Raw genomic sequence first — 25781 nt, forward strand, 5'->3', positions numbered from 1 at the left:
GTCTGAACTTGATCAAAAGCCCCTGCTTAAATTTAATCAGTAAGTTAGCTGAGCCCGTTCCGTCTAGGCGGCTTTGATTTACGTCAACTATTATGAATTTATCGTGTAATTATGTGTTAATTATGAACATATCATGCTAAAATCACACGCAATAAGATCAACAATAATAGTTTATATTTAGATTTAAAGAAAAAGCTGAAGAAAAAATACGAAAACAAAGTCTTAAATTTTTTAAAGCTGCCAGCACTGATAATCTCGATGGTATTAAAAAATATTCTTGAAGAGAAACTTCGAAAAGAGTAAGCGTTTCCGCACGTACATGCTAAAACGCGCTTACGTCCGATTAAATCGCGGAGGTCGAGACTTACAAGTTTGTAACTGTTTGCGTTTAAATTATTTTTAATTAAATACATTATTTTTTATCTCATTATTAATAATATAGATTATTCGAGGTATCTATTACGATGTCAAAATCGCGAATTAACATCGCAGATATAGGAAGCGTTGAAATTGTTTGTCTTGATAATATGCAAAAAGATTTAGTTTGGTTATTACAAAAAATTATCACAAATCCATCTTCTAAATCTTTATTAAAACAGCTGATAACACAGCATCCTAATTTACTTCTGGATTTCTCAAAAAACAATTTATTTTCATTGGGATGTTGGTTACCTGAAAAAAATACGATCTTTATAAGGAATAATTTAAGTCAAGTTGAACTTTTACAAACTTTTATATTCGAATCATGTAATGCTGTAAATGAATCTTTTAAGGATAAAAAACTAAACTTAAAAAACTTCGAAACGGCGGAGCAATATGCTGAGTACGTAGAAGGAAATGAATATAACTCTTTTATAATGGCCTTTTCTATATATTATATGGGAATAAAAAATGCTAACTGGCCAGAACCTGAAAATATGGATAAATACATCCAATCCTTAGATAAAAATACTTGGATAAAAAAATCAAAGGAAAAAATAGGTGTTTATCAAGGGGGTTTTTCTCATTTTGAGGGTTACATAAATAATTTTAAAAAGGAACAAGCTAAGGGTACACAGGCGGAGAAATTCTATGAAGAGGAAAAAGAAGTAAGGGCGACAGAGAAACTAAAAACGCGACAGAGACGCTAAAAGCGATCGCACACCACTTTACTAGAAACAATTAAAATACTTTGTAGGTTTTAAAAATATTTTGTAAATAAAGAGTTAACAGACATTCTACATATACGTTCAATATTGCAAACTTCGTTTAATGGGAAATTTTTAGTGTATAATCCGTAGCTTTAAAATAGTTACATACTCGTAAAAGGATATTTATGTTAAAAAATACTGTTGCTTTACTTTTAACATTTGCTACAACCATAGTATATGGTCACCCAAATCTGCAGCCGTCTTGTCTTGATCACTTAGAAGCGCATTATGATCGATGTGGTTCGAGGGGAAGTTGTTTTAAATTATCAAATTGCAATCTTACAGATGCTGATATGCCAATTTTAATCAAAAAAATGCAAACGTTTCCCCCTCACATCGGTGCAATTGATTTATCGCATAACCAATTAACTTCACGTGGTATTGAAATATTATTTGCAAAAAGTACTGCTTACCTTAAAGAATTGGATATTAGCTACAACTTTGTTAATAATAAGGGGGCAATAGTATTAGCAAAAGCGACCTATTCATTAGAAAATCTGATTGCAAATCATAATAAAATTGGTAATGAGGGCGCTGCGGTATTATTCAATACAAATAATCTTAAAAGTTTAGATCTTGCTTACAATGCATTTGATGGCACTGGTATACCAGATTTCTCTGGGTATCACCTTAATCGTATTGATGTATCAGGAAACAATTTGACTGCGGATGACCTTTTAAAGGTAGCAAATGACCTACAAGGGGCTAATTATAAAGATGCGATCACCCTCATTGCACGTGATATGAATTTGGGAGATGGAGCGGCAAGCGCACTAGGTGATTATTATGCTACAAAGAATATCGATATACTAACGATCGATCTCTCTAATAACAATATAATGGATTATGGTGCAGCAAAACTTTCTCAAGTCAATGCAGAATATATATATTTAGTATTAAATAATAATAATATTTCTAATAAGGGTGTATATAATTTATTAAAAAATAAATATATTGTTGGACTTAATTTAGCAAATAATAAAATTGATGATCAAGCCGCAATTGCTATAGGCAAAGCGCAATTTTTCTTTCAACTAGACTTATCTAATAATAATCTCACGCTAGATGGTATGAAATCAATGTTCAAATATTTAAGTGTCAAAAAATTATTACTAAATGATATAAATTTTGGTGATGGTATTGCCAAAGTAATCTATGATTTTAAACAAAGCAACGATAATAATTTAATCGCTTTGGGATTACGCAATACTAATCTTCATGATGCAGCTGCTTATCATTTAGCAAAAGCAGATTGGGATTATTTAGATATTAGCTACAACCACATAAGTGATGAGGCGTTATCAGTATTTGGAAATCGTAGTGGAACAATCATAACTGAAGGCAACACTCCGTCCACTTAATATTTGCATTCGATGTGGCTGCTCCACGGTTGTTGAAGCAGCCACATATTTATCAAACAACACTTATTACAGGTAAAAAGTTTAGACTCTAAACCTTTTACTAATATTCTCGCCAAGTTCTCGATTTTCAAGAAACTCATTAGAATTGACATCCATTTTTTTCAAGGAGCTAAGAGCATCAGACATCTGTTCTAATTCATTTTTCGTGTTACTTAAACGATTCTTAGATTCTGTGATTTCGTACCTAGCTTTATTTTCATGTTGTTTTATTGAACTTTCCTTATTATTTATATAGGATTTACTTTGCTCGACATCGTCTTTTAATTGATTTGATTTGGATTCTAACCGTTTTATAAGAAGATTCTGCTCTTCTATGCGATGAGACTTATGCTCTTTCAAATGGTTTTTAATCAGTTCAATTTTATTATCAGGTAAATCTTGCTTGCTGTTTCTGAAAAGAAATGACAAAAGACTGCGCGACTCACATAATTTTTTTTCTAATTGTCTATTGTGGGACGCCAATTCCTCAACTTTATTAGAATAATGCTTACGTTCAGCGGCATGTTCACTTTGTATTCGGGAAAATGTTTCATCAGTAGATTCATAAATACAAGGAGAACGAGAAGGCCCTGAAGTATGAAAGGATTGTTTTGGGATGGCCCGTGCTAAATTTTTTCTCGTTAGTAATTTCATGAGTGCAGTAGTAGATGCTCTTGCTAACATAAATATTTCCTTATTATTTTTTTATTTTAAAAAGAATTAAATTGTATATAAATTTTTGTCGTAACAATTACATACAATAATCTGATTTAACATTTTTCTCAATTCAGTGCAATCATTTATCCTATCGGAGTTATCTCGAGATGCTGAGGCCTCTTAAATGACATCTTACTAATAGGGTTAAGATTTTTTTTGGGCGGACAAAATGACTTTCTATAAAAAAGCTTTGCCCAAAAAAACACTTCTACCGCCCATATAGGGCTGAGACATCCATTTATGAAAATACAGGGTTCCACGAACACTTACGAAAGATCTGCTTAATACACCCCTAGATAGGAACTAATAAAAATGATATTTTGACACACATTGATTTAATAATAGGGAGAGAAAAATGCTAAGCGGAAATATTCACAAATATATGGAACACACATATCCTGAAAATCACTGGGCTCTTGATTCAACAAAAGAGGGTACCTGCGTCGCTTTCATCAAGGCCAATGACAAATATAATTATGCTTTAAAACTTAATCCTACTGACAAAAGAGGGTATCGGGCATTAGTTACCTATGTTGGTATGGATGACGCTGACATTCAATCTACTTTCAACCGCCAATACACGCTGAGAGAACAAAAAGGTTTATCTTCGGTAACTACATTAATGGTGGAAATATATAAGAAGCTAGGATTGCCTATTGTGCAAACTGCTCAAGCTGGCAACAATGCTCACTCCTTAGATGAATTTGGCATTACGCAAATAGGTAATACAAAGGAACCGAGCATGCTTCATACACATATTTGGGGAAGAGGAAATCCTAAGCAAGAGTACATTCCAGGTATTCCGCTAGAAGGGCCCAAGCCAGGTGAAATGTTTGATATGATGGCAAAAACGCCAACAGTTCCTGGTAATGAAAGAAAAATGCCATGGGATCCTAAACAACTTGAAAAAGGTTTGGAAATATTTAAAAAAACATTGCATGAATATGCTAATTCTTCTGAATTCCGACAAGAATTTGGCAAAGCATTAAAAGTCAATATTTGGAAACCTGGGAATTTATTTGAAAAAGCTAATCAATTAAATTTTTCGCGTAAGGATAAATTTATCCTGGGATTATCGGCCAGCGTAGGGTTGTTCGCACTGACAAATAATCTTTTGAGTACAAGTACTTCAATCGCCTCTCCATTTACACCGCCAAAACCATAGCTATTACGAGGCTCAAGTGAAAATTTTTTTACTTGAGCCTCGGGCTTATTACTATTTGAGTAAGACTTTACAATTTAACTATAAAAAAATATTTTTAATAAAGTAAAGATAAACTAGTTTCCACTTGTACTCTGCATAAAAGCCAGATTACTAGTTGGCTACTAACAAGTTGCTAACCGATTACTAATTCATCTTCAAGAGATTTCACTGGACATTAGCAAAATCCAACGATGGACTTTAATGTAGCATCTTTTCATTATTATGAATTCATTTTTCGAAGCAACTTAATTCCTTTTAATTTTCTTATTTGATATTGAAACTGGTGCTTCCAGCTCATCTTCGGTCTTAATGTTGTTCATATATGGATGTTGAGCACTAGCGTTTTGTATAAAATTTACAATTTTATTATTAGTGTCATCTTCATTATATGATTGTTCATTGCGACCATTTAATGTGAATCAAATCCACTGATTGGGACAAATTCTTGTATATGCGTACTAAATGGTTAAAGCGAGTTCAAAGCAATCTACCTTTTCTTTACTGTTTGAACCGATAGAAGATTTTTTGTAGAGGAAAGGACTGCTACAATTTTGAGTTTCAATATCTTCACTTTTAGAAATATCGCTACTAATTAATGCAATTTGTTCCAAAAGTTCCAATTTAGCCTTATCAAGAAAAGCTATTTTAAGTTTTTTTAATGAATCACAATTAACGTCGAATGTTTTATTTTTAGTTAAACAATCTGTTAGATAACCCATAAACGAAGCATAAATAGCAAGGGTTAGCTTATGCGGAGAGAGCCAAAGTTTAATAGTTTCTTCTAAATTATTTACCGAAGGATAAGTAGTATTAAATGCCTGAGCAAGTAAACTAAATCCGGAATTTATTTGGATCTCGTAACATTCAATCAAACCAGGCCACTCAAATTTTACTGAATAGCAGCTACAAGTTTCAACATGATCTCTAAATTTACTTAATTGTCCTGCTTCGAAAGAAGCTGCACCTTTTAAATCAAACCAACGCAATAATTCTTCTTTATTTACTATCTGAAGCTGAACAAATTCATCGATTTCTTTTTTCCAGACATTGAGAGGAATTGTACAGATTTTATCAATTTTTTTTAGATAATCATGAGTATAAGTAGGCAAATTTTTCATCCAGTAATCCTAAATTTTACTGTATTAAATTTAAAGTAAATGTGTCGGCTATTTCTAGCTTAAAAAGTTAATATGCAGACAATCAATTTTTGCATTCCTCGGGTTTTAAGTATGTTGTCTCATTAAATTTGTTGATTGTGTCTGGAAAAAGCTGCACAACTGGACTTTGTTCCCTTGCAATAACTTTTAGAAATTTTACTACTAAATCATGCAGAAGCAAATTTGCGGAACTTGCACCATATTTTATCCTTGTGATGCGCAATCGCTAGTTTATAATCCATATTTATTAGAGCATTATTATTCATTATGAATTTGCTCGATGAAATATTGGTCATTTTTAAATCTATAGCATAGGATATTAAAAATTTATGAATAACAGAATTGCTGATTATCCATTAATTGCATTACATAAAGATTCAACAGGCAAATATCCATTTCCGAACATGCCATGCGGCGTTCTGCCTTTTTATATTGAAGATAATAAAATTATTTGGGGATGTGTTGAATCGAATCGTGTAGGGGTGATCGCTGTTGCGCCACCCGCGGGTACACAAGATATTATTGTATTCAAAGACCACCGTTCTTTTGTTTTTGAAGTAGCGAAGCCATTTCCAATGACTGAATTCGAGTGTCTGCAAGCTTTTACAGGTAAAGCATTTAGCGGACAAACATACCAAGATATCATTGAGACTTTGCAAAAAAATAATTTTGAAACTTACTTAGAAAATCCTATCGCGACTGCTATTCACGAAACCCGTGAAGAACATGGAACTGATTTAAGAAAAAATGTAGGTAAAAATGTCAATTTGACCCATGATCTTTTTGAATTTGAGCCGCAAACGATTTTAGCTAAAAGAGGTACAACTACTCAGAAAGTTATTGTGGCTTTTCTAAATAGTAAAGAGGGAATTGAGTTAAAAGAAACAAATAAAGTTGAAGAAAAAATTCCAGTTAACAAAGGTCGAATATTTTATGAGCGCGGTGCCTGGAAAACATTAGATGCAATTAAATTAAATTTTATTGCAGAAAAGGAAAAATTTTCCGATATAAATATTCAAAATGACTCGCTGAATAAAGATCAATTAGAACTCATTCGTGCTGAATTAAGAGCCTTCGAAAGTCGTATTCAACTTTTAGAAAAAATAGAAAGATCCATTGTTAATCAACTGTTGCAAACAAATCCAAATTTACTCTCTAATACTGGAGCAGAATTTTTAAGGTTTACATCTATAAATACAGCGAAAAAGAAAGAACCATCGTTTTCCAGCTTAAGACTTTTGTCCGCTATAAGTAACCCTCCCCCTATTGAGCAAACAAAAGAGGATGAGAGATTAGAAGCTATACCTATTTCACCACGATTGTAGTAACTAAGTTACGGTTGGACGGGGACTCTACAGGGTCTCCGTATGAGCCAACTGTTTGTTAATCAGCAGATTATGTATTTTAATTTGTAAGAATGAATTCAGCTTATTGCGATAAATTTCTAATCCAAATTGCTCAAAAAACATATCTGTATAGGAGAGGTTACTTTTCATATTGGTATCATTAAATTTTCCCCAATGAGAATTATAATTAGGAAAAAGTTTAATAATTTTAGAATCTTTATCTCCTTCTCCTTCAGAATTTTTAAAATGAATGGAAGGAATAGAGTATGTTAGTTTGGACGTAGCAGGAAAAGTATAATCTCGAAGTTCACTACACATATCACCATTAATTTGGTCTGTATGGTCCTTTAATTTTATTTCTTCATAATTTAAAACTTCACTATTCTGATCATTGTTATATTCACGATCACTTATAATAAAATGGTTCGATGAGTAAGATTGAAGGTCTGCTGGGGTCAAATTCGTTATGGGTATCGCTCCATATATATCAATGATATCTTTCGGCGTCATATTTTTCTTGTTTGATTGAAAATCAATAACCGTGGTGGGAGTCAAAAATCTTAAATTGTTTTTACTAAACATATTTAACACCTAAAGGTGAACTTTTTTATATTTTACACATAGAAGCTTAAATAAGTATTAAATTTGTATTTTCAAAAAAATCAAATATTTATAATTAAAAGAAAGCTTCAGGAAAAGTTGTAAATAGTTTATATTTTGTTTAAAAAATATGGCTTGATGATATCCCTTCCAATTCAACCAAGTATTGGGATTGGGTTACTATAATTTCTTTTACTGCTTAATAGTTTAAAAGCTTTCATAAATCAAAACTCCAATTTTTGATTAATATTATCTACCCATTTTCTTGACTCTCAACATTGCTATAACTCGGAATACCTATTACACAGCTGCAGTAAGGATAAAGCACTACAATTTCTATAGGAAAAAGTCCTACTCTGTTACATCCTTAATGAGCAGTCTACGATTTATTTTTTTGATAATTTGTTAAATTTTTGTTTTGCTAATTCTACATAGTATTCCATATTTTCAGGGAATTCAGTGTTATCAAAAAATGAATAGCCTGCTAAAGGTTTACGTACAACAATATCCGTTTCATCATCTGAATTTTCAAAGCCACAGCGATATAAGCGTTGCAAGGTTTTACCTTTAGTAAAACCTACAACTGAAACGCGCGAATATCCATTAGGATTAAGCATGGTATCTATTGCTATCTCTTTATTGGGCACCAACTCGGTATTGCAATGCCATGTCTTATCAAAGTTCGCAAATAATAAATCACCTTCTTCTAAATCAAACGCAATTTGATATTCAGGGAAGTAAGTATAGCCACCTTTATAATTTTTATTGCCATTTGGATAAACCACAGATAAGGCGCGTAATTCAAAACCAGGGAAATTATTTTCATCTTTATGCAGATAAGTTTGTTTATCGAAATTAACATCAATTGTGGTGTAAATATCGCAATAAGGCAATGCGATAGCTTTATGTTTTTTCATTTGTTGTTTAACGCTTCGATATTCAATGGGTGATATTGTCTCATACCATTTTTCAATTTCTGACATGAGCTGACCAGCTGGTAAAAGTGTTTCCTGGGTTTTATTTTTGTGAGTGAATTTTGTTAAGCATACGGATCTAGCATGTTTTGCGCTAGTTATACCAATAACAGCTGATTGGCTAGTATAACCCTGATGATCGGATTTAATATTCGTATTATTTTTACCTTTATCATCTGCTCGTCTAGCACCGTAAGCTTTAATTTTTTCGGCATCCATTTTGCAAACAGAAGAACGGAAACGCTCAAGATTATTTTTGCTAATCGCATTGCGCCGGTAGGCGATTATTAGCTTACCTGATTCATCATAAATATTGATTGCATCATCGCTTATTTGTGATGGGCTTTCAGAGGGACCACTTTTTACCAATAGTGCATTATCATCCAATTCAGATTTGATATCGTTTTTGTTACTATCTATTTCAATTTTTTTTATCTTTAATATTTTTATATTTGCTTGATTTAGAGCAGTCACGTGATCTTTATGAATGGATCCATCAGCTGAATCAGTCGATGGTTTGCAGCTTATTGCATTTGTGTTGAGGTATAATTCCTCTTCTTTACCTACAGAATGCATTTTAGTTAAGTTAATTGATATTGAATTATTATTATTATTCTCGTCTATATTGGGAGATAGGGATGTGCTAATAGAATCGAATAAGTAAGGATTTTGAATGCTAGCTGTAAAATTACCTCTAAGAGTGTCTAACTGTTGTCTAAAAATTACCATGGTTTTTTTTGTATCCATCATGGGTAAATCAAGTTTTAATAATTCATAATTAATAAAGTTAATTAGTTGCGATGCATTCGGTGCATCGATATGTAGGTAATGCTCTACAGTATGAGCAAAAAATGCAAGTAAGAATTGAGCTGCGTGCAAATAACCTCTATCTTTAGGTAGTGACTTTGCATTTTGCATAGCAACATAATACGTTTCTAATAACTCTTTACGCTTTGTTTTATCATTATATTCTAATGAGCGTTTAAATAAATAATCATCCCTAGAAGCAGGTTGTACAGTGAGAGGTAATGAAGAAAGCGCGCCGTACTGTCCTAATGGAATTGATTCAGGCAATACGTGCTCACGATATGTACCATATATATCACTTTGACTTGGAAATGTTGGTCCATATAAAAAATATTTACTTGTTCTCTTGATGGATTTAACTAATTTCACCGGTTTTAATATCGAAGCATCTTGTGCAATCTTCTGCAATGCTGTTAATTGGTCGAGCTTATCATCGGGTAATGATTGAGTATTAATATCATTTAAATACTCTTGGAAGTTAGCAAAACGTTTATTAATTTTGTTTATTAATTTTTCTTGATTACCATCAGGCTTAACAAATATTGGCTTAATTTTAATCGCAGTTGATTTTGCATCATGTTTATGAACAACATTATTATTATTTGGGTCATCATGGTTCGGTTCGGCTGATTCTATTTTATCGGCTTTGCGCTTTTTCTCTTGTGAATCTTGTTGATCGATGGAAGGTATTATGTCTGGTTTTGGCTTGCCTGATTCTAATATATAAAGACCGCGTTTGATATTTGTTATATTCCTGTGGTTAACAAAATGTCGGACGATACTTGATATTTTTATTATTGTTTTTTTTCTAAAATCTTTATAACTAAATGGAATATTTTCAGCTTCACTAAAGCGTTCAAAATCATACCCTAGGTTTTTTAAAATAACCTCAGCTAAACCCTTGGGGGAAAATTCTTTATCAACATAATGAGCGTACAGAAGGTCGATGACCGTATTATGATTGATATTTTTAAGGGTTGGGTTAAATTGGTTATCATTTCGTGATTGCACTGTGAATACTCTTAAAATTGAGTTATGAAAAGTATACAGCGGTAGAATTAACAGACAATTAACTTAATAAATTCAAAAAGATAGACTTTTTATGTGGGATTATACCGGATTCAATCTCTTATATTTAAATTGATATGATTAATTACTAATCGGCTGGGAACATTTCTTAAATCCTAATACAATCGTAATGCACGTCAACTCAGGTCAAGTGTATTCACCTCTAAATAATAATAATTAGTAGATTCAACCAGATATTTTTTAAAAACTAATTAATTCTTAACTATACTTTACTAAGAAGCTATTTTTATTCTAAATACAGGATTTCTATATGCAAAGTTATAGCTCACAAATACAAGAACGCGAAAATCAAAAACGTGAAACTGTCGTCGTTAATTTTCTAAAAAATAATATAGATTTTTTTATGGCCCCTTTTGCAAACTATAGGGAATTTAATATGTGGGCAAAAAACAATAACCAGATGAGGGAATTAACACATGACATGCGTAGGGTGTTAGAACCAAATTATCTTAACGAAGAAAAAGGGGTAACGCGGCCACTAACTCAATTTATTTCTGCCTTAATGGTAGAGACTCTAGAAAGCAATTCTCTGTTAGGTGGTGATGAAACTAGTATGCGGAATTTGTTATCTCAGCACCCCGGTATGGTCGAGATGTTTATCAATCACCTGCGGAATCCTGTAATTGATGAGTGGTATCGTACTCAAGCATCGCCAGAAGCTATTGAGCGCAGAAATAACTTTAAGGATGAGAAATGTGGAGAAGTGATAAAAATAGCACATAAATTTGTAAGCGACCAAGATATCCAAAATAAATTCAGCAAATTTTTGCAAAATTTAATCGATGCCAGAAACTTAAATGCTAATCTTAAATATCTCTCTGACCCAACTAACCATAATTTTACTTATATTACGCTAAAATTTAGACAAGGTAGCGATCAAGCAGTTGCGAATTTGGTTGCGTCATTAAAAAATAATTATTCTATTCCTGCCAGCTTTGATTCAGATCCAAATGATAATTCCGCTGCACCTATGCTGATAATTCAATATAAATATGCTGTCGCTTTTGCGTTAACGCAAATAGGCATTCATGCGGGTAAACAAAAAAAATATGATAAGTCTGCTGAATATTTTCAATTGGGCAGTCAATTAAGCTATGTTAGAGCCAAAACTTATTTAGCTAAGATGCATATTAATAATCGTTTAGGTGAGGCGAGTGATAAACGAATTGGACTTCGATTATTACAACATGCTGCGAAAAGTGGGCATGCAAAAGCACAACTTACTATGGCAAAAATGCTTAAAAATGGGACCTCGCCTTTTAGAGAGCCTAATATCATTCAAGCCCGAGAATGGTATAAACAAGCAGAGAAAAATGGTATCCCTACAGCACAAATATACATACAAGAGTTGGATAAAAAACTTGTCGCTTATGATCAATTAAAAAAACGTTACGGTAATTCAATTAAAGAGGCTTGGGTCAAAGATGACAAATTAATAATAACCTGGGCTTCAGATAGTGCTACTATTGCAAAAGAGTTAATAAAATTTCAATTTCCAGGCACGAGGGTTAAGTCAGGTACTATTACCCTACAAATATCACCGAGCCTAATTTCAATGTTAGAAGAACGGCAAGAAGTGAAACATCATAGTCGAAGTTCTGCAACTTTCAGCGATAAACTCGGAAAAATTGGTCAAGAATTACTTTCATCTGATGAAAAAAAGGATACTCCGCTTAAACCAACCCAAAAACCTTAATCCATTATTGCTATAGACATAGTTTATTTTTAATTTATCGTACTGAATACTCAGATAAATAAGCAAGATAAGTTATCTTACGATGACTCGCGTTCTAAGTTCAGCCCTTAAACTTAAGTGATAGAATAACAGGCTCGATCACTGTACAAGGGGAGCCTCTATTTTTTCATTTTTTAGGATTCATCGAGATTTTTGTAATCAAAAAGTCCAAGTTTTTAAATTTTACTAAAAACTGGCGGTCCTAATTTCTCACTTAACCATTTTTCACAATCATTCTTAGTTTCCCTATACCTTAACCAATTAGATATATTAGGAAGTATATTTGCTGTCGCAAGTGATAATGGTGCTAGAAACACAGCCATCATAAATTGATCTTGCAGTGCTTTTACTTCTAGCGATCTCACTTTGTAATCTAAATTTTTTTCATATAAATAAGTTAATATAAAAAACAAACTCGCGCTTCCCCAAAGGGTAAGCTCAAATAGTGTAACGCTTTTGCCTCTTTGATTTTATAAATTTAGGTATCTACATCTCCAATTTTAATTTGCTGTATATTATCCACAGTTTGATTGCTTATTGTCGCAGCTTTTACTTCACAAAGCATTGAACGTAGGATTAACGATTTCGTCGGTTCAACTTTATTAATACCGCAGATATTATTATCTAAATTTTTTAAAAAGTTCGTGTAGTGTTCATGAGCTGACCTCCTTTCTATTTCATACTGATCTCATTTGGATTTATAAAAGTCATTCAAATGATATTGCTTTATGTGAAATTAATTATTATTTTCGCTACCTACCCATATCGGATTGCAAAACATACGCAAGCGTTATGGTTTAGATTATTGGTTATCTGACAAAAAACATATGAGAATTTAAAGTAAGATTCGGGATGATTAAATAAATCTATGGACGCCCGGGGGATGCCCGCAAAAATTTTAAGTCCAGCGCGTACTTTGAATTGTATTAAGGTTAATTCTGAATTAAATTAGGGCATAAAAATAATAACGATATGTGTAATATTTCACCCAAATAACTAAAAAAGAGGTTCATATATGCGCAGTCAATATGCCGATCAGGATTATTACCAAACTTTTGCCGTAGGTCGAAATGCGAGTATTTCTGAGATCAAATCATCTTATAAAAAACTGGCGTTTTTGCATCATCCGGATAAAAACCCGGATAATCGCGAACAGGCTACAGAAGATTTCCAATTCATTAGCAATGCATATGAAACGCTTTCTCATCCCGAACAAAGACAGCTGTATGATCTTACCTTGCCAAAATATCCCACGTACGCAACAAAACCATCCCCCTCAACAAATTATTCAATGCCTTATGTCAATGAGATGCCCCCTCATATTGAACCATTTGCAAAGTATGTTGGCCTAGATCCAGTGTATGTCAATAAGTGCTTTCAAGATGAATCGAACGACAAATCTCTTTTTGAGGGCCTTTATACCCGTATTTTTAGTATGCGCGAATACCTACACAACTATACGGTTGGTAAAAAGCCAGCTTTTAATTTAACGGAAGTTTTAGCGCTTGAGCATCAAGAATGGTTAAATTTAACTTCTTTTTATGATTTAGTTAAAAAAGAACAAATGTCCATTTCCCAAGCAAAACAAGTTCCTGAAGGGCAACGCCGAGGGGCAGTAAATATATGGAATTTAAACTTTGAGAATCCTAATCGAAATAAAATGATTTTAGAATATTTAGGCTTTGCTCCAAAACGATCACAAGAACAATCACATCCTAACCCAGGATATTCGTATTTTTTTGCTACTTTCTTTGGCGCTACCAAGTCTTCGCCAATGAATGAATCCAATCACACACAAAACAATAAATACACATCACGACCCAGAATTTAATTAAGTTCAAAAATTTCTTCCCGATAAACCATAACCGGGCGTTATTTTAGTAATTAACTTTGTGAGTAAACTTACGCACAATGCTTTGGTTTCAAAATAATTTTGGTGTGGTTTCGGCGAATATTTTTAGCATGTATTTTAGTTTAATTAATGTAAATAGAAGTGACATAATCAATGGCATTTTCATAAAGCAATTTTATCTTAAAGTGTATGATTGCCGGATATTGATCCACGATAGAAGAATCACGATATGCAATGCTCAGATAGACGTTCCTCGCGCGCGAAGCCGACGCTTTTTATGAAAAAAAAAATGATAACCCATTTAAAATATTTTCTAAAAATTTATTTTAAAGTCATTGATTTTGCAATAGGATCGTTTTCCATTTCTTTAATTTTAAGTAAACTTTGATGGGTTGGTTTAATTTGATTGCTCGATTTCTGAAAAAACAAGTTATTTACTTTATTTCTTTTAATGTCTTGCTTAACTTGACGTGAAAAATGAAATTGAGTGCTTGAAGTTTTAAATGCATGAAGAATGCGATTTTGTTGATGGAATTCAGTCGGAGTCATTTCTTTTTGTAAATATTCTGGATGGAATTGAATTCCAAAACAATTTAAATTTCCTGGGTATTTTTCTTCAACCGCTTCTATGACATCATCTGTTGCTAAAGCACTACTAATTAAACAATTTGCTAAATTGCTATTAACTGCATGATGCCAACTATTTACTTTCATGGGAAAGTCACGACTATCCTCGTTATTTTTTCCCTGAAGAATATCATGTAAATGGGTACCTTTTTTTATCATTACTTCATGTGCAAGCTGACCTTTGCGGGGATCGATATCATGATTAACATTTCCGTTAACAGGGAGATATTGTTCTAACTTTCTTCCAAGTACGATGTTGATAACATTCGATCCTGCGCAAATTCCAAGGATCGGCATTCCCAATTTTTCAGCTGCGATAAAGATTGCTTTTTGGTAATTAAATAGCCGGTCATCAGGTGCAATTTTTAAATCATGCGAAATAATTTTTTCATTATAAAATTTTGGATCAATATCATATGGATTTCCAGGAAGTAACAGCCCATCCATTATGGTCATATTTTCCTTTATTAGTGAAGCCAGATGTTCATCATCATAATAACGACAATCTAGCAATAAGGTATTAAATTGACACTCTTGTAGTCTTCCAATGCTTTGAAAGAAAGCAGCATTGGTATAGGCAGGATGAAAGGGTATCCCAATAGTTGGTCTATAAGGCACTTAACAGTCCTTATGTTTTTTATAAGTGAATAAAGTTAACAACGAACCCACCTTTCTAATTATTATAAATTAGACAGCAATTTTTGCTGTCTAAGATTCTTAACTAAATGGTATTTAAACAATTTTGATCTATAGGATATCTAAACATTTATTGTTACGATCTATTTTTATTTAACTTGAAGGTATTGTACTCATCTCAATATAAAAATCAAAACTTTAAAGTTTTTGTCTTCCATATTTATCAACGACAACGCTTTCAATCATTCATGCAACTTAAGATCTGAATTTATGCACGAGATGACTTATGATTGTCGAAATGTAGACGTTATCTTATGAAGTACTGATCCCGCCGAAAGACATTCTGGCTTTTTAACTGGATGAGGAGAAGGGAATTAATTGGCGTTCCTTAAATACTTTGTTATGTTGGGCCAAAAACATTTACCCTGCAGGACTATAATCGGTTCTTCTTTTGAAAATTGGCTTTTAACTCGAAGAAAAGGAGGGGTTATCGACAGTTTAAAATCGCTTAGTTAACAAAGCCAAAGATTACAAGATAATAACAAACCGACCCAAGATTCCAAAAAATAATCTTATATCCAAAAGTAAATTTTTATTTAAGTTTATATTTTGATACTGGCGCTGAGAAAATAATTTAAGAAGTTTTTTAAAAGATAAAATAAGATTCAATTTCTATGCTTAATCAGATGTCTTAGGTTTTAACATTAAAAGGAGATATCAAAACGCAAATATTCGTTTAGTTTTGACAAATATTTGAACAGTTAGTCACCAATATATTGTAATTAGTTACTTTTTTGTCTATTAAATCTTAATAATATGTAAAATAATACCTGAATGTGATCGGGATGAATTCGGGAGCTAATATTCTTATAAGTTTAATTCAGCCAGACATATTTATTTGATATTTAACTCACATATATTTTTTTCCATAATTATTTTTTGGGCGAGGACTTAATCGAATGCATGCTAGAAATTATACGCTTGATCAGCTACACGCTGAAGTCAATGAACTTGCTCAATTGCTTTTAAAAAAAAGAATCAGCAGTAAGTCGGCACGGCAATCGAATTTTGATGAGGTCTATGGTAAAAATCTTAAGAAGCCCGCTTTTAACTTTTATTCTGATACAAATCCACTAGAAACTATCAAGGAAATCGATAAGTGTTTTGCGCGATCCAAAGGTCATCGTAAAATTACCGAAGCAATCATGAACATCGCTTATAATACTTATTTCTACATCGATGAAAATCGCGCTCAGACCCTGTTAACGATGGCTATTCACAGTCCAATAGCTCGAGAAAAGTACGACCATATACCGCATGGCCATAAACATCATGGTTTTTATCATCAAGATATGCTGCGTATTGCGACGTGTAAAGAAAAATTTAAAGCATTAAAAATTAATTTTGATTCATTTAAAAAGCATGAACTAGCGGCAGAAGAAGATGAACCATCCAATCTCTGTTGGTACCTCGTCAGGCCTTGATCGACATTAAGCCGGGACTGAGGATAATCTGCCGATAACCAGATTATTGTGTAGTCGCTTGCAGCCATGTCTTGCTTTTTATCGGTTAATTGACTAGACTAAGCTTAGTCCATTGGAGATTAAGTATGACTACCGTTAATATACATCAAGCTAAAACTAACTTCTCTAAACTCGTGGATGCCGTCATGCAGGGGGAAGAGATTATTATTGCAAAAGCTGGGAAACCAGCTGCAAAACTGGTTCCCATTAATATTATTAAGCCAGCACGCAAGCCAGGAGCGCTAAAAAACAAAATCAAAATTGCCGCAGATTTTGATTCGCCCCTATCAGATGAATTTTTAAATTCCTTCGAGGGTAAGCAATGAATTTGTTGCTGGATACTCATATTTTCATTTGGTGGCTTAAAGATGATAAACGCTTATCTAAAAAAGCACGCTCTCTTATTAAAGCAGCCCAAAGCATATACATAAGTAGCGCATCGATTTGGGAAGCTGGCATAAAAATCAAAATTGGTAAGCTTGATGCTGACATTGACGAAGTAGCGGCTGCTATTGAAAAGGAAGGCTTTCTTGAACTACCCATCACAGCAATGCATGCTGCATTCGTGAATCAACTACCCCACTATCACCGCGATCCGTTTGATAGAATGCTCATCGCGCAAGCAATATCTGAACCACTTCGTCTCTTAACAGTAGATGAGCAATTAGAGCCATATTCAGAACTAGTTGAATTAGTATAATAAAAAATTACACTCAACAATTTAATGTATGATTTGGACTTTACCAAACCTTATGTAAGCTTTTTGATTCTTCTAAACCTTTGGATAATATATTAATAATATTTTTAATTTTCCAAAATTAAATCCTCGCGCCCTTTTTACGCTAATGAATTATGCCTAGATCTGCATAGATGTTATTTGAATTTTGTAATGCCTAACTTCGAGTGATCACTTTTTCTTTTATAATTCTTTCAATATGTTATAGGCGTTTATTTAAAGCATAGCTGTATGTGAATGGGCAACCTAAAATAATTTCAAAGAGTTATCCTGAGTCGTAACTTTTTCAGCCAAACCTACCTCATGATTTTATTAATTTTTTGGGTACTTCATTTGAACAAATTGCAGAGGAATGGAGACTTTCTTTTAAATCAATTAGAGAAAATCTTGAGTTGCTGTTAAAATACTGCTCTTACTCAGCCTTGGGCTAAATAGTACTCATGCATAATAAAAAACAAGCTTTAGAAGATATCGAACTAGGGTTCATTACCTTGGGATTAGGCGCGATTTGTGGTGGGTTAGGTTTTTTAACATTACCTCTTTTTCCTGCAGCAGGTTCAATGCTTCTCATTTTTGGCGGGGTTGCAGGGATTTCCTCCTTGGGTTTAATGGGAATGGGATTGTATCAATTAGGTGCGCTGGGTATAGAGAAAATTGTACGCAAAAAAAAGGACAGTGGTGTGCTTTCGGATAATGAAGAGTCCGCAACTCAGCACATTAGCTCCAATGCAAACCTTTTAGTTCTATCCAATCCACCGAGTAACAAGCCTAATAAAAAACCCACTAGCGTGGGCAATCAATCGGCTTCTTGTGGCTGGGTTAAACATATTTCTCATGCCTGGCAGAAGGTACACTTTTCTCATTTTTGGAAGGATAATGGAATTAGTAATCCTGCTGCACTAGATCAAGCTCAAAGTAATCAGAAAAGTAATTTGGGTAGAAAGACTCCATAGAGCCGTTTTGACGATTCTGGTGAAAAATTATGCCGGAGTGTAATCGACTAGCTGGGTGCTATTTTATTATTTAACCCCTAAGAAACATTTCATCCCTGATGTGATGATTACAAATCTTTTTAAAACTTAGCTTCTACTTATATTTTCTTTCACTTTTGGGTTCACATCTTCAGTAAGATTATTTCCTGGCTTGGTCGGGGTCTTAAAGAGACCTAAGTTCTCATACCCTTGAACATTGTTTAAAAGTGTCGTATTCCTTTCTAGGTAATGAATAAATATCATGCCAACTTCAAAATCTTCCGGATTTTTGTAAAAAATCTTCATCATGCATTCTACCGCTTCTTTAATCAAAGCAACTCCTTCACGGGCGGATCCATCTGATATTTTTTCTGTCCCATAGTGACTACAACATGCAGCAAGGTTGCGTAAGATGTCATCTTTAAGCTTATTGATATTGGGGTACAGGCTTGCATCGATTTCTTCCAAAAAGTTAATTGCATGTTTGTGATAAGCAATAGCTACACCACTATGATTTTGCTGATACAATTGACGTGCAAATTTCGAGTAAACGATAGCTAAAGCAAATTTAAATGCGGATATTTGACTCTTATCGTTAATCATAAAATTGGGATCCATAAGCACTTCTAAACCTAAATCTCCAATTTTAATGGCTTGCTCACAATCAATCATGCTTTTGAATTGTATTTGCTTGCTACAAATTAGTAGAAATTTATCAAAGAACAAACTTTTTTCCGCACTGCCTTCTTGGCCGTTAAACGGATGATCGATTAAGAATTGATAGCATTCACAACCTAGCTCATAAGCTTTATCATATTCCTTTGCACTCAGTAATTTATCTAACTCAAAAGTGTAAGCTTTGATGAAGTTAGAAGTATAAATTGGATTTGCAATCACTAGCTCTTTAGCAAAACTAAATTTAGTTGCAAATTCTTTGAATTTTTCGGCTAAACTAAGCATCCGAGCGTAATTTTGCGCTTTCTCGGCACTGGTAAGACACTTATTATTAAGATCAAAAAACAAACCTATGATGAGCAATTTTTCGCGTTTTGCAAGATTTTCTATAGAACAAGACGTGTCCATCCAGAGCATACATTCAACCATGTTCACGTAAGCGTGATGAAATTCTCTCTTTTGCATCAATCCTTTTATTTTTTCATAATATGAATTAAGTAAATCAATACTCATAACCTCTAAAAAGTTATGATTATTTTTTTTCTGATCTACATCTTCAGTTAGCGCATTTTGATTGCTTAAGATTTGATAAGCTTGTTTCAAATATTTGATCGCTTCATCAAAATTAGCTTGAACGAATAAATCGCTACCCAAATATGACATAGAACATGCTAAGATTTTTTGGTAAAAATAAGAGGAATAATTATTGTTTTGAAATGCGTTATAAATCTTTTCAAAGTAAATTTTAGTTTCGCTTAAAGGGTTGCCCGCTAAAAGTAAAACATTAGCATATTCATAATACGCATTAATGAGGTATAATTTTGTTTCCACACATTTTGGACCACTATCTTTGATTTTCTCAAAATGCTCTACCGCTTGTTCAAATGAAACTATAGCCGCATGAAAATTATTGTTTCGATACTCACGTATACCTTGCTGATAAAAACTTTCCGCAGAAATTACAGACCGCTGATGTGGGCTAACATCCACAATAGAAGTATCAGTTAATTGCTTGGATAACGAATTAATTTCAGAAAATATTGAAATACGTGACCCAGCACGCAATACTTGCGGAGAATGATTGGGTGACTTAACACTATCACGAACATCTGACAAACGTGTGATTAAGTCTTGGATACTTTCTTCGGACTTAATAGTGATATCTTTTAAAACCCTGCCATCATTGTTAACATCTTGGATAATTGCATTCATAATCTCTGGATTCACCAAATTCAATTTGGCAAACATGGAAAGCCGAGTCGTTAAAATACTTTTCGCGCGGCACTTAACTCCTCTTTTAATTGCATTAAGATAATCGATATAATCAGTAGGTAGGCTTTTAAGATAAGATTCCGACGTCGACTTGATTTTTTCGTCATTTAAGGTCTTATAAAACATTACAATCATGTCTGTCGTTAAGTCGACAGGCGTATTAGCATTAACATTTGAAGTTCTTGGTTGCATGATCGTCGTGTCCTATTGTAACTACAACGATTATACCCAGCCATTTTTAAATAAGATTAACCAGACCTTAAATCTAATATGATTCATTTTTGCTTAACGTTAGCCTAAGTAATCATGATCTCCTCTATACCAAACACTGATACAAAAAAATTATTACCTGGGGCATTTTAGGGGATAAGTACGCGCTATTGACTGAAAGATAGATACCTATAAAGTTTGCTAAGCCCATAGCATAAATTTTGGAATAATGAAATCTTAACGATTAATTAAAGGCTATACATCTTATTCCCAGTGGTAAAAATGATTCAGTTAATTAATTCTTAATAAATCGAAAGAAAATGGATTTTTGAATATAGTATTTATTTATGATTTATAGCATGATGAACACACTTACTTGAGATATTTAAACTAAGCGGATCCACGAATAAGATGACTTTTAAGTCTTTTACCGCTTACTCATACCAAAACCCCTTTAAAACGACAGGCTTAAAATGAAAACAATATCGAAAAAATTTCTTACGTTAGTACTTATTGTCACAAATTTAATATTCACCTCAGCCCTCGCATCATCTGAACAATCATCCGCAGTTTACAATTTCAATACCATGCCTGCTTATCAATTAATTGATACTATCAATATGCGTTTTGTTACAAGTGACTCATTTACAATCATTCAATGGAATATGAAGGCAGGTGCAAAGCTGATGCCACAGCATAAGCATCCCAATGAGCAAGTGATCAGAGTGCTTGAAGGTATGCTGCAGGTTCACTCAGGTTTGTCAATCACGACGCTACGTAAAGGTGACGTCATGATATTTGCATCGAATGTCCCGCATGGTTTTATAGCTGTTACGGATACCGTGATGTATGAACAGCAAACGCCGTTTCGCAAGGATTTTCTGGAAGAAGGTTTTATACAAAAATTGAGCGCGATCTTAAAGCAGAACCAGTGAAAAAAGAGTAAGACTTATAAGTGAGAATGAGAAATGCCGATCAGTTCAGCTTTAGTTTTTCATTCTTTATAAAGCGATTTAGTAATTTGGTTAAGCATACATTCTCACTTTATGATCTTTACTTGATTTGCCAATGACATCGAAATTTATAAAGATAAATGGAAAAAATACTTAATTCTTTAAATTATATACGGCAAGCCAAACGATTAATTTCGATACACGACTCTACAAGTTAAGCAAACACATCATTGTTAGGATTATTATTCCAGATATATTCTGTATTTTTTATAACTTCATTACTTATTTTTTCACCATACAATTTTTTAATCACGTATAAAGACATATCCATGCCTGCAGCCACGCCGGATGAGGTAATAATTTTACCGTCTTCTACCCACCGTGCTTTCCTTATCCATTGAACATTCGGGCCTTGCAATTTAACCCAATCAAAAGCAAGTTTGTTTGAAGTCGCATGATGATAATCAAGGATATGAGCCTTTGCTAATAACGCCGATCCTGTACAAACAGATAAGATTAATTTTGTTTTATTGCTCGTGGCATTAATCCATTTTAATAGATTTTTATTCCGAACTTCCTTGCGTGTACCGATTCCGCCTGGGATTAGAAGTATATCTAAGCGTGGAGTGTTTTTGAATGCAAAGTCCGCTTTAACTAAAACATTCTGTGCTGATTTAACTAACCCTTTTTTTTCTGCAATAAAGATTATCTTGAAACGTTCAGGCAAACTACCAAACATTTCAACGGGACCAAAAACATCAAGCGATTCAAAATTTGAAAAAAGTAAGACACCCATTATAAAAGCTTTCATCTTTCAACCATTATTTCTGATATGTGTCATGTTTACTGATGTAAGTTTTTAATATTACTACCGATGAATCAAAGAATATCATCTCTATCCAGATTGCTTTTTCTTTTAAATATAAAATTAGCAACGCGGTATTAGAGACTTGGCTTTTTTCGCCCTTATGGATGAATCAATTCGATCAAACATCGACAAAGATAAATGCCTCCTATTAAGATCGGGATGTTATGGACATGATATGTAGGCCTGTTTCTAATGGGTGAATCGAGACATGGTCATGTCCTCCCATACCGTTAACTTAATCTGTGACGCTGCGTAAAATATTACGCATGCAATGTTAACAATTTAATGAAAAGTTTAACAGTTTAAATCAGTAAATTTCTCAAATTTAAAAGATGAGCACATCATGCCTCTAATTTTATTATTGTTGATATACTTTTATTTAAATGATTATACTTCCGAAATTTGTAGGTAAAATTTGCTTTCCGTCATTTAATATTTAGGACAGATTTACTCATGCGCGTACTTATCATTGGTGGTAATAAATTTATCGGTCCTTACGTGGTCCAAACTTTACACAAAACAGGTCATGAAATTATTTTATTTAATCGTGGACAAACAAAACACACATTCCCATTTCCAGTTGCTTCAATTCAAGGTGATCGAAACGATCTTACTTTATTTCAAAATCAACTTTTAGCGTTTCATCCTGATATTGTCATTGATATGATTCCCTATACAGAGCGCAATGCCGAGCAAGTCGGTAATATTTTTCATGGAAAAGTAAAACGCGTTGTAATTATCAGTAGTTGTGATGTTTATCAAGCTTACGATCGATTGTGGAATGTAACTACCGATCAATTGATATCGACACCTTTAAAAGAACAGTCGGCATTAAGAGACAATTTTTATCCCTACAGAAAAATTTTGAGCGCTAAATCTGGCGACTGGGGTTACGATTATGAAAAAATTTTGGTTGAAAATACGATTCGCTCCTATGTAGATCTAAATAGCACTATATTACGTTTACCGATGGTGTATGGTCCAGGCGATCATTCCCGTATTTATCCCTATTTAAAAAGAATAGATGATGCAAGACCCATCTTGCTGGATGAAAACAAAGCCAATTGGCGCAGCTCCAGGGGATATGTCGAAGACATGGCCAATGCTGTCGTGCTTGCTGCCTTAGACACACGTACAGGTAATCGCATATATAATGTTGCAGAAAAAGAAATGTATAGTGAATTAGAATGGATTAATCGCATTGCTGAAATTACTGGAAAACGTTATGAAATAAAAGAACTTCCACATGAAAAATTACCTGAACATTTACAAGAACCACTAGCATGGGAACAAGATTTAACTTTAGACACGCAGAGCATACGAGACGAATTAAATTATAAAGAATTATATTCGTCAGAAATTGCCTTGCAAAAATCCATTGATTGGTTACGGACTCAAAAACCCGACAATATAGATGATCGCTCATTTAATTATGATGCGGAAGATATAGCTTTAGCCGAAGCCTGCACAAGAACGCTACGCCTATGATTGACTGCTATATGAAGAGCGTTGCATCGAAGCGATTCTAAAAATATTTCCAAAATCATAATATTTTTCTTTGCAAGATAAGCTCAAATGGATATCAGATAAAAAGCGATAAAACAAAATAAGAATTCGCACTGAAATTTTTTAGAAAATATCCAATTTAGCTGACGAGCAATACACAAAGCTATATATAATTTGATTCAAAAAAGTTATAAAACTAGGTACCGTATTGCTCTTTAGCCATAAACAGACTGATTCATTAAATCTTTAAATTGTGAGGGTAGTAGGCAAAAAAAAAAGATCACGGTATAGTGGAGATTATTCCACCTAAGATATAACCCTAACCACTTTGATCTATCCATTAATCTATCAATTAATTTAACATTCTCTTAAGTATATTCCGATAGAATAAGGAAAAAGAGACTATCAAACTCATGCAATCCCATTCAAATTTTTTAAGTGATATCGCTAATCTCAATTTCGACGAAGTGGATTGGCCTGTTATCTATGGTGATAAATATATCTTTCAATCTGTCCGGTCAACACAAGCTGATGATAATTATTCTTTGCGAATCTATGTCACCCGTCCTAAGGAACAATCAGCTCGACTTAGTCAATATTTAGCAAATTGTTTGAAACTAGATATAGGCCGTACACCTTTTGTATTACTTTGGTGCTTAGTTGACTTGAAATTAACTAACAATGAATTGGTTATGGCTTGCCATAAAAATAACCAACTTTCAGCCGAATTATTTTATAAGTTAATGATCAATTTAAGTCAGTATAAACTTAGGACAAGCAACACTAACACTGTGCAGAAACGTGAAATAGCCAAAAAATCACTAGATTGGAATCAAATTACCTATAAATTAAGCCAACAAAATTGTCCGACTGGGTATGGTGCAATGCTTATATTTGAAGTTCCTCATTATTTTACGAATGAAACAAGACTCTCACTCATTAAAAAAATCCGGGAAAAGATCAGATTTAAAACTCAACATATAAAAATACCTAAAAGGACTGCAGCAGAGATTACTCGCGCAGGTCAGGTTGTACTTTTGATTTCTAACCAACTTCATATTAATTATATAAACTTACTGGTTACGGAATTTTTGGAAAAAAACCGCTCTAGTGGAAATACCAGATTAACAAATCCAATGCAACTGCCTATCACTTCTCATACGACAACATCAATTTCATCTTCCCCAAATCACTCTACTCCCGGTTCAGACTCATGTTTAGTGACTAATAATACAAATACATTGTCGCTATCGCCTACGGAGCATAAGGATCTGCGAGAGGATAAGATCCTGTCATCTAAAGATCCTTTTGATATATCTTTGTTCCCAATTAACTTCATGGATCAGAGTGCGCCTGATTATGATTTATCAATAACCCAAGAAACCACCCCGGAATTATTAAATCAAAATTTAGAGGTTGATGGTGATCCCTTCGCCCTTCAAACTTACTCTGATCAGGGAACGCATGCCGCGCCTGTTACAAATCAATCAACTATACAATTAGATTCTGGTTACCACTTATTTGGTACATTTAAAGTAATAGTAAAAAATCAACAAGCTAAAAAAGATAATGAACCTGAACTTTCTGTTGAAATTATTCAAAAATTTAATAGCAATTCTAATAGTCAACAGTGTTAACACTATTAATAACTTTAATTAACAGGTATGAAATTTGAAACGTTATAAGTCACGGTTTTAATATAACGCAGAAAATTTTTTGTGCAGCTGGAATAG

At 33.3% G+C, this 25781-nt stretch carries 21 protein-coding genes; 13 read left to right on the top strand and 8 right to left on the bottom strand.

The features are described 5' to 3' along the window. Nucleotides 1–464 precede the first annotated feature (464 nt). Nucleotides 465–1130: a hypothetical protein gene (locus H0W64_11040; GenBank protein MBA3662258.1), complete on the top strand. Its 666-nt coding sequence runs from the start codon at nt 465–467 to the stop codon at nt 1128–1130. Between the two features lie 185 nt (nt 1131–1315). Beyond that, nucleotides 1316–2551 carry a hypothetical protein gene (locus H0W64_11045; protein MBA3662259.1) on the top strand — a complete coding sequence of 412 codons (1236 nt, stop codon included), beginning with the start codon at nt 1316–1318 and terminating at the stop codon, nt 2549–2551. A gap of 81 nt (nt 2552–2632) precedes the next feature. Here the strand turns inward: H0W64_11045 and H0W64_11050 are convergent, their stop codons facing one another. Further along, nucleotides 2633–3274, bottom strand: a complete 642-nt coding sequence (locus H0W64_11050) for a hypothetical protein (GenBank protein MBA3662260.1) — start codon at nt 3272–3274, stop codon at nt 2633–2635. Between the two features lie 388 nt (nt 3275–3662). Here H0W64_11050 and H0W64_11055 point away from each other — a divergent pair, with 388 nt between their 5' ends. Continuing rightward, entirely contained in the window at nt 3663–4472 is an 810-nt protein-coding gene (locus H0W64_11055; protein MBA3662261.1) for a hypothetical protein, read from the top strand. Nucleotides 4473–4969: 497 nt separating this feature from the next. Here H0W64_11055 and H0W64_11060 read toward each other — a convergent pair whose 3' ends face one another. Then, complete coding sequence (locus H0W64_11060) at nt 4970–5629, bottom strand: hypothetical protein (protein MBA3662262.1); 660 nt, start codon at nt 5627–5629, stop codon at nt 4970–4972. 368 nt (nt 5630–5997) lie between these two features. On the opposite strand from H0W64_11060, the gene H0W64_11065 reads away from it, so the two are divergent. Then, nucleotides 5998–6993, top strand: coding sequence for a hypothetical protein (locus H0W64_11065; GenBank protein MBA3662263.1), 996 nt, complete (start codon nt 5998–6000; stop codon nt 6991–6993). A gap of 27 nt (nt 6994–7020) precedes the next feature. Here the strand turns inward: H0W64_11065 and H0W64_11070 are convergent, their stop codons facing one another. Continuing rightward, nucleotides 7021–7596: a hypothetical protein gene (locus H0W64_11070; GenBank protein MBA3662264.1), complete on the bottom strand. Its 576-nt coding sequence runs from the start codon at nt 7594–7596 to the stop codon at nt 7021–7023. Between the two features lie 404 nt (nt 7597–8000). Next, entirely contained in the window at nt 8001–10406 is a 2406-nt protein-coding gene (locus H0W64_11075; protein MBA3662265.1) for a hypothetical protein, read from the bottom strand. 328 nt (nt 10407–10734) lie between these two features. Here H0W64_11075 and H0W64_11080 point away from each other — a divergent pair, with 328 nt between their 5' ends. Then, nucleotides 10735–12180 (top strand): sel1 repeat family protein, encoded by a 1446-nt coding sequence (locus H0W64_11080; protein ID MBA3662266.1) that lies wholly within the window; start codon nt 10735–10737, stop codon nt 12178–12180. Nucleotides 12181–12395: 215 nt separating this feature from the next. Here H0W64_11080 and H0W64_11085 read toward each other — a convergent pair whose 3' ends face one another. Further along, nucleotides 12396–12632, bottom strand: a complete 237-nt coding sequence (locus H0W64_11085) for a hypothetical protein (protein ID MBA3662267.1) — start codon at nt 12630–12632, stop codon at nt 12396–12398. A 602-nt stretch (nt 12633–13234) separates the two neighbouring features. Between H0W64_11085 and H0W64_11090 the strand changes: the two genes are divergently transcribed. After that, nucleotides 13235–14050 carry a DnaJ domain-containing protein gene (locus H0W64_11090; protein MBA3662268.1) on the top strand — a complete coding sequence of 272 codons (816 nt, stop codon included), beginning with the start codon at nt 13235–13237 and terminating at the stop codon, nt 14048–14050. Between the two features lie 342 nt (nt 14051–14392). Here the strand turns inward: H0W64_11090 and H0W64_11095 are convergent, their stop codons facing one another. After that, nucleotides 14393–15316 (bottom strand): gamma-glutamyl-gamma-aminobutyrate hydrolase family protein, encoded by a 924-nt coding sequence (locus H0W64_11095; GenBank protein MBA3662269.1) that lies wholly within the window; start codon nt 15314–15316, stop codon nt 14393–14395. Between the two features lie 977 nt (nt 15317–16293). Here H0W64_11095 and H0W64_11100 point away from each other — a divergent pair. From H0W64_11100 to H0W64_11115, 4 genes are all read left to right on the top strand, one after another. Further along, nucleotides 16294–16818, top strand: coding sequence for a hypothetical protein (locus tag H0W64_11100; GenBank protein MBA3662270.1), 525 nt, complete (start codon nt 16294–16296; stop codon nt 16816–16818). A gap of 125 nt (nt 16819–16943) precedes the next feature. Beyond that, on the top strand, nt 16944–17183 hold the full coding sequence (locus H0W64_11105; GenBank protein ID MBA3662271.1) for a type II toxin-antitoxin system Phd/YefM family antitoxin: 240 nt from the start codon (nt 16944–16946) through the stop codon (nt 17181–17183). After that, nucleotides 17180–17557: a type II toxin-antitoxin system VapC family toxin gene (locus H0W64_11110; GenBank protein MBA3662272.1), complete on the top strand. Its 378-nt coding sequence runs from the start codon at nt 17180–17182 to the stop codon at nt 17555–17557. Before H0W64_11105 ends, H0W64_11110 begins: the two co-directional genes overlap by 4 nt. 476 nt (nt 17558–18033) lie before the next feature. Beyond that, nucleotides 18034–18546, top strand: a complete 513-nt coding sequence (locus tag H0W64_11115; GenBank protein ID MBA3662273.1) for a hypothetical protein — start codon at nt 18034–18036, stop codon at nt 18544–18546. Between the two features lie 126 nt (nt 18547–18672). On the opposite strand, the gene H0W64_11120 is transcribed toward H0W64_11115, so the two are convergent. Continuing rightward, on the bottom strand, nt 18673–20703 hold the full coding sequence (locus H0W64_11120; GenBank protein ID MBA3662274.1) for a hypothetical protein: 2031 nt from the start codon (nt 20701–20703) through the stop codon (nt 18673–18675). 491 nt (nt 20704–21194) lie between these two features. On the opposite strand from H0W64_11120, the gene H0W64_11125 reads away from it, so the two are divergent. Continuing rightward, nucleotides 21195–21656: a cupin domain-containing protein gene (locus H0W64_11125; GenBank protein ID MBA3662275.1), complete on the top strand. Its 462-nt coding sequence runs from the start codon at nt 21195–21197 to the stop codon at nt 21654–21656. Between the two features lie 232 nt (nt 21657–21888). Here the strand turns inward: H0W64_11125 and H0W64_11130 are convergent, their stop codons facing one another. Continuing rightward, on the bottom strand, nt 21889–22485 hold the full coding sequence (locus H0W64_11130) for a DJ-1/PfpI family protein (protein ID MBA3662276.1): 597 nt from the start codon (nt 22483–22485) through the stop codon (nt 21889–21891). A gap of 510 nt (nt 22486–22995) precedes the next feature. Here H0W64_11130 and H0W64_11135 point away from each other — a divergent pair. Beyond that, a complete protein-coding gene (locus H0W64_11135) occupies nt 22996–24030 on the top strand; it encodes an NAD-dependent epimerase/dehydratase family protein (GenBank protein MBA3662277.1) in 1035 nt (344 codons plus the stop codon). Between the two features lie 431 nt (nt 24031–24461). Then, on the top strand, nt 24462–25685 hold the full coding sequence (locus H0W64_11140) for a hypothetical protein (GenBank protein MBA3662278.1): 1224 nt from the start codon (nt 24462–24464) through the stop codon (nt 25683–25685). Nucleotides 25686–25781 lie beyond the last annotated feature (96 nt).

It is taken from the genome of Gammaproteobacteria bacterium (genome assembly GCA_013816845.1).
Taxonomy (GTDB): domain Bacteria; phylum Pseudomonadota; class Gammaproteobacteria; order DSM-16500; family DSM-16500; genus Aquicella.

Coding starts and splice junctions, on each gene's coding strand:
- H0W64_11040 (MBA3662258.1), top strand. CDS start 465: ATGTCAAAATCGCGAATTAACATCGCAGATATAGGAAGCGTTGAAATT.
- H0W64_11045 (MBA3662259.1), top strand. CDS start 1,316: ATGTTAAAAAATACTGTTGCTTTACTTTTAACATTTGCTACAACCATA.
- H0W64_11050 (MBA3662260.1), bottom strand. CDS start 3,274: ATGTTAGCAAGAGCATCTACTACTGCACTCATGAAATTACTAACGAGA.
- H0W64_11055 (MBA3662261.1), top strand. CDS start 3,663: ATGCTAAGCGGAAATATTCACAAATATATGGAACACACATATCCTGAA.
- H0W64_11060 (MBA3662262.1), bottom strand. CDS start 5,629: ATGAAAAATTTGCCTACTTATACTCATGATTATCTAAAAAAAATTGAT.
- H0W64_11065 (MBA3662263.1), top strand. CDS start 5,998: ATGAATAACAGAATTGCTGATTATCCATTAATTGCATTACATAAAGAT.
- H0W64_11070 (MBA3662264.1), bottom strand. CDS start 7,596: ATGTTTAGTAAAAACAATTTAAGATTTTTGACTCCCACCACGGTTATT.
- H0W64_11080 (MBA3662266.1), top strand. CDS start 10,735: ATGCAAAGTTATAGCTCACAAATACAAGAACGCGAAAATCAAAAACGT.
- H0W64_11090 (MBA3662268.1), top strand. CDS start 13,235: ATGCGCAGTCAATATGCCGATCAGGATTATTACCAAACTTTTGCCGTA.
- H0W64_11100 (MBA3662270.1), top strand. CDS start 16,294: ATGCATGCTAGAAATTATACGCTTGATCAGCTACACGCTGAAGTCAAT.
- H0W64_11105 (MBA3662271.1), top strand. CDS start 16,944: ATGACTACCGTTAATATACATCAAGCTAAAACTAACTTCTCTAAACTC.
- H0W64_11110 (MBA3662272.1), top strand. CDS start 17,180: ATGAATTTGTTGCTGGATACTCATATTTTCATTTGGTGGCTTAAAGAT.
- H0W64_11115 (MBA3662273.1), top strand. CDS start 18,034: ATGCATAATAAAAAACAAGCTTTAGAAGATATCGAACTAGGGTTCATT.
- H0W64_11120 (MBA3662274.1), bottom strand. CDS start 20,703: ATGCAACCAAGAACTTCAAATGTTAATGCTAATACGCCTGTCGACTTA.
- H0W64_11125 (MBA3662275.1), top strand. CDS start 21,195: ATGAAAACAATATCGAAAAAATTTCTTACGTTAGTACTTATTGTCACA.
- H0W64_11130 (MBA3662276.1), bottom strand. CDS start 22,485: ATGAAAGCTTTTATAATGGGTGTCTTACTTTTTTCAAATTTTGAATCG.
- H0W64_11135 (MBA3662277.1), top strand. CDS start 22,996: ATGCGCGTACTTATCATTGGTGGTAATAAATTTATCGGTCCTTACGTG.
- H0W64_11140 (MBA3662278.1), top strand. CDS start 24,462: ATGCAATCCCATTCAAATTTTTTAAGTGATATCGCTAATCTCAATTTC.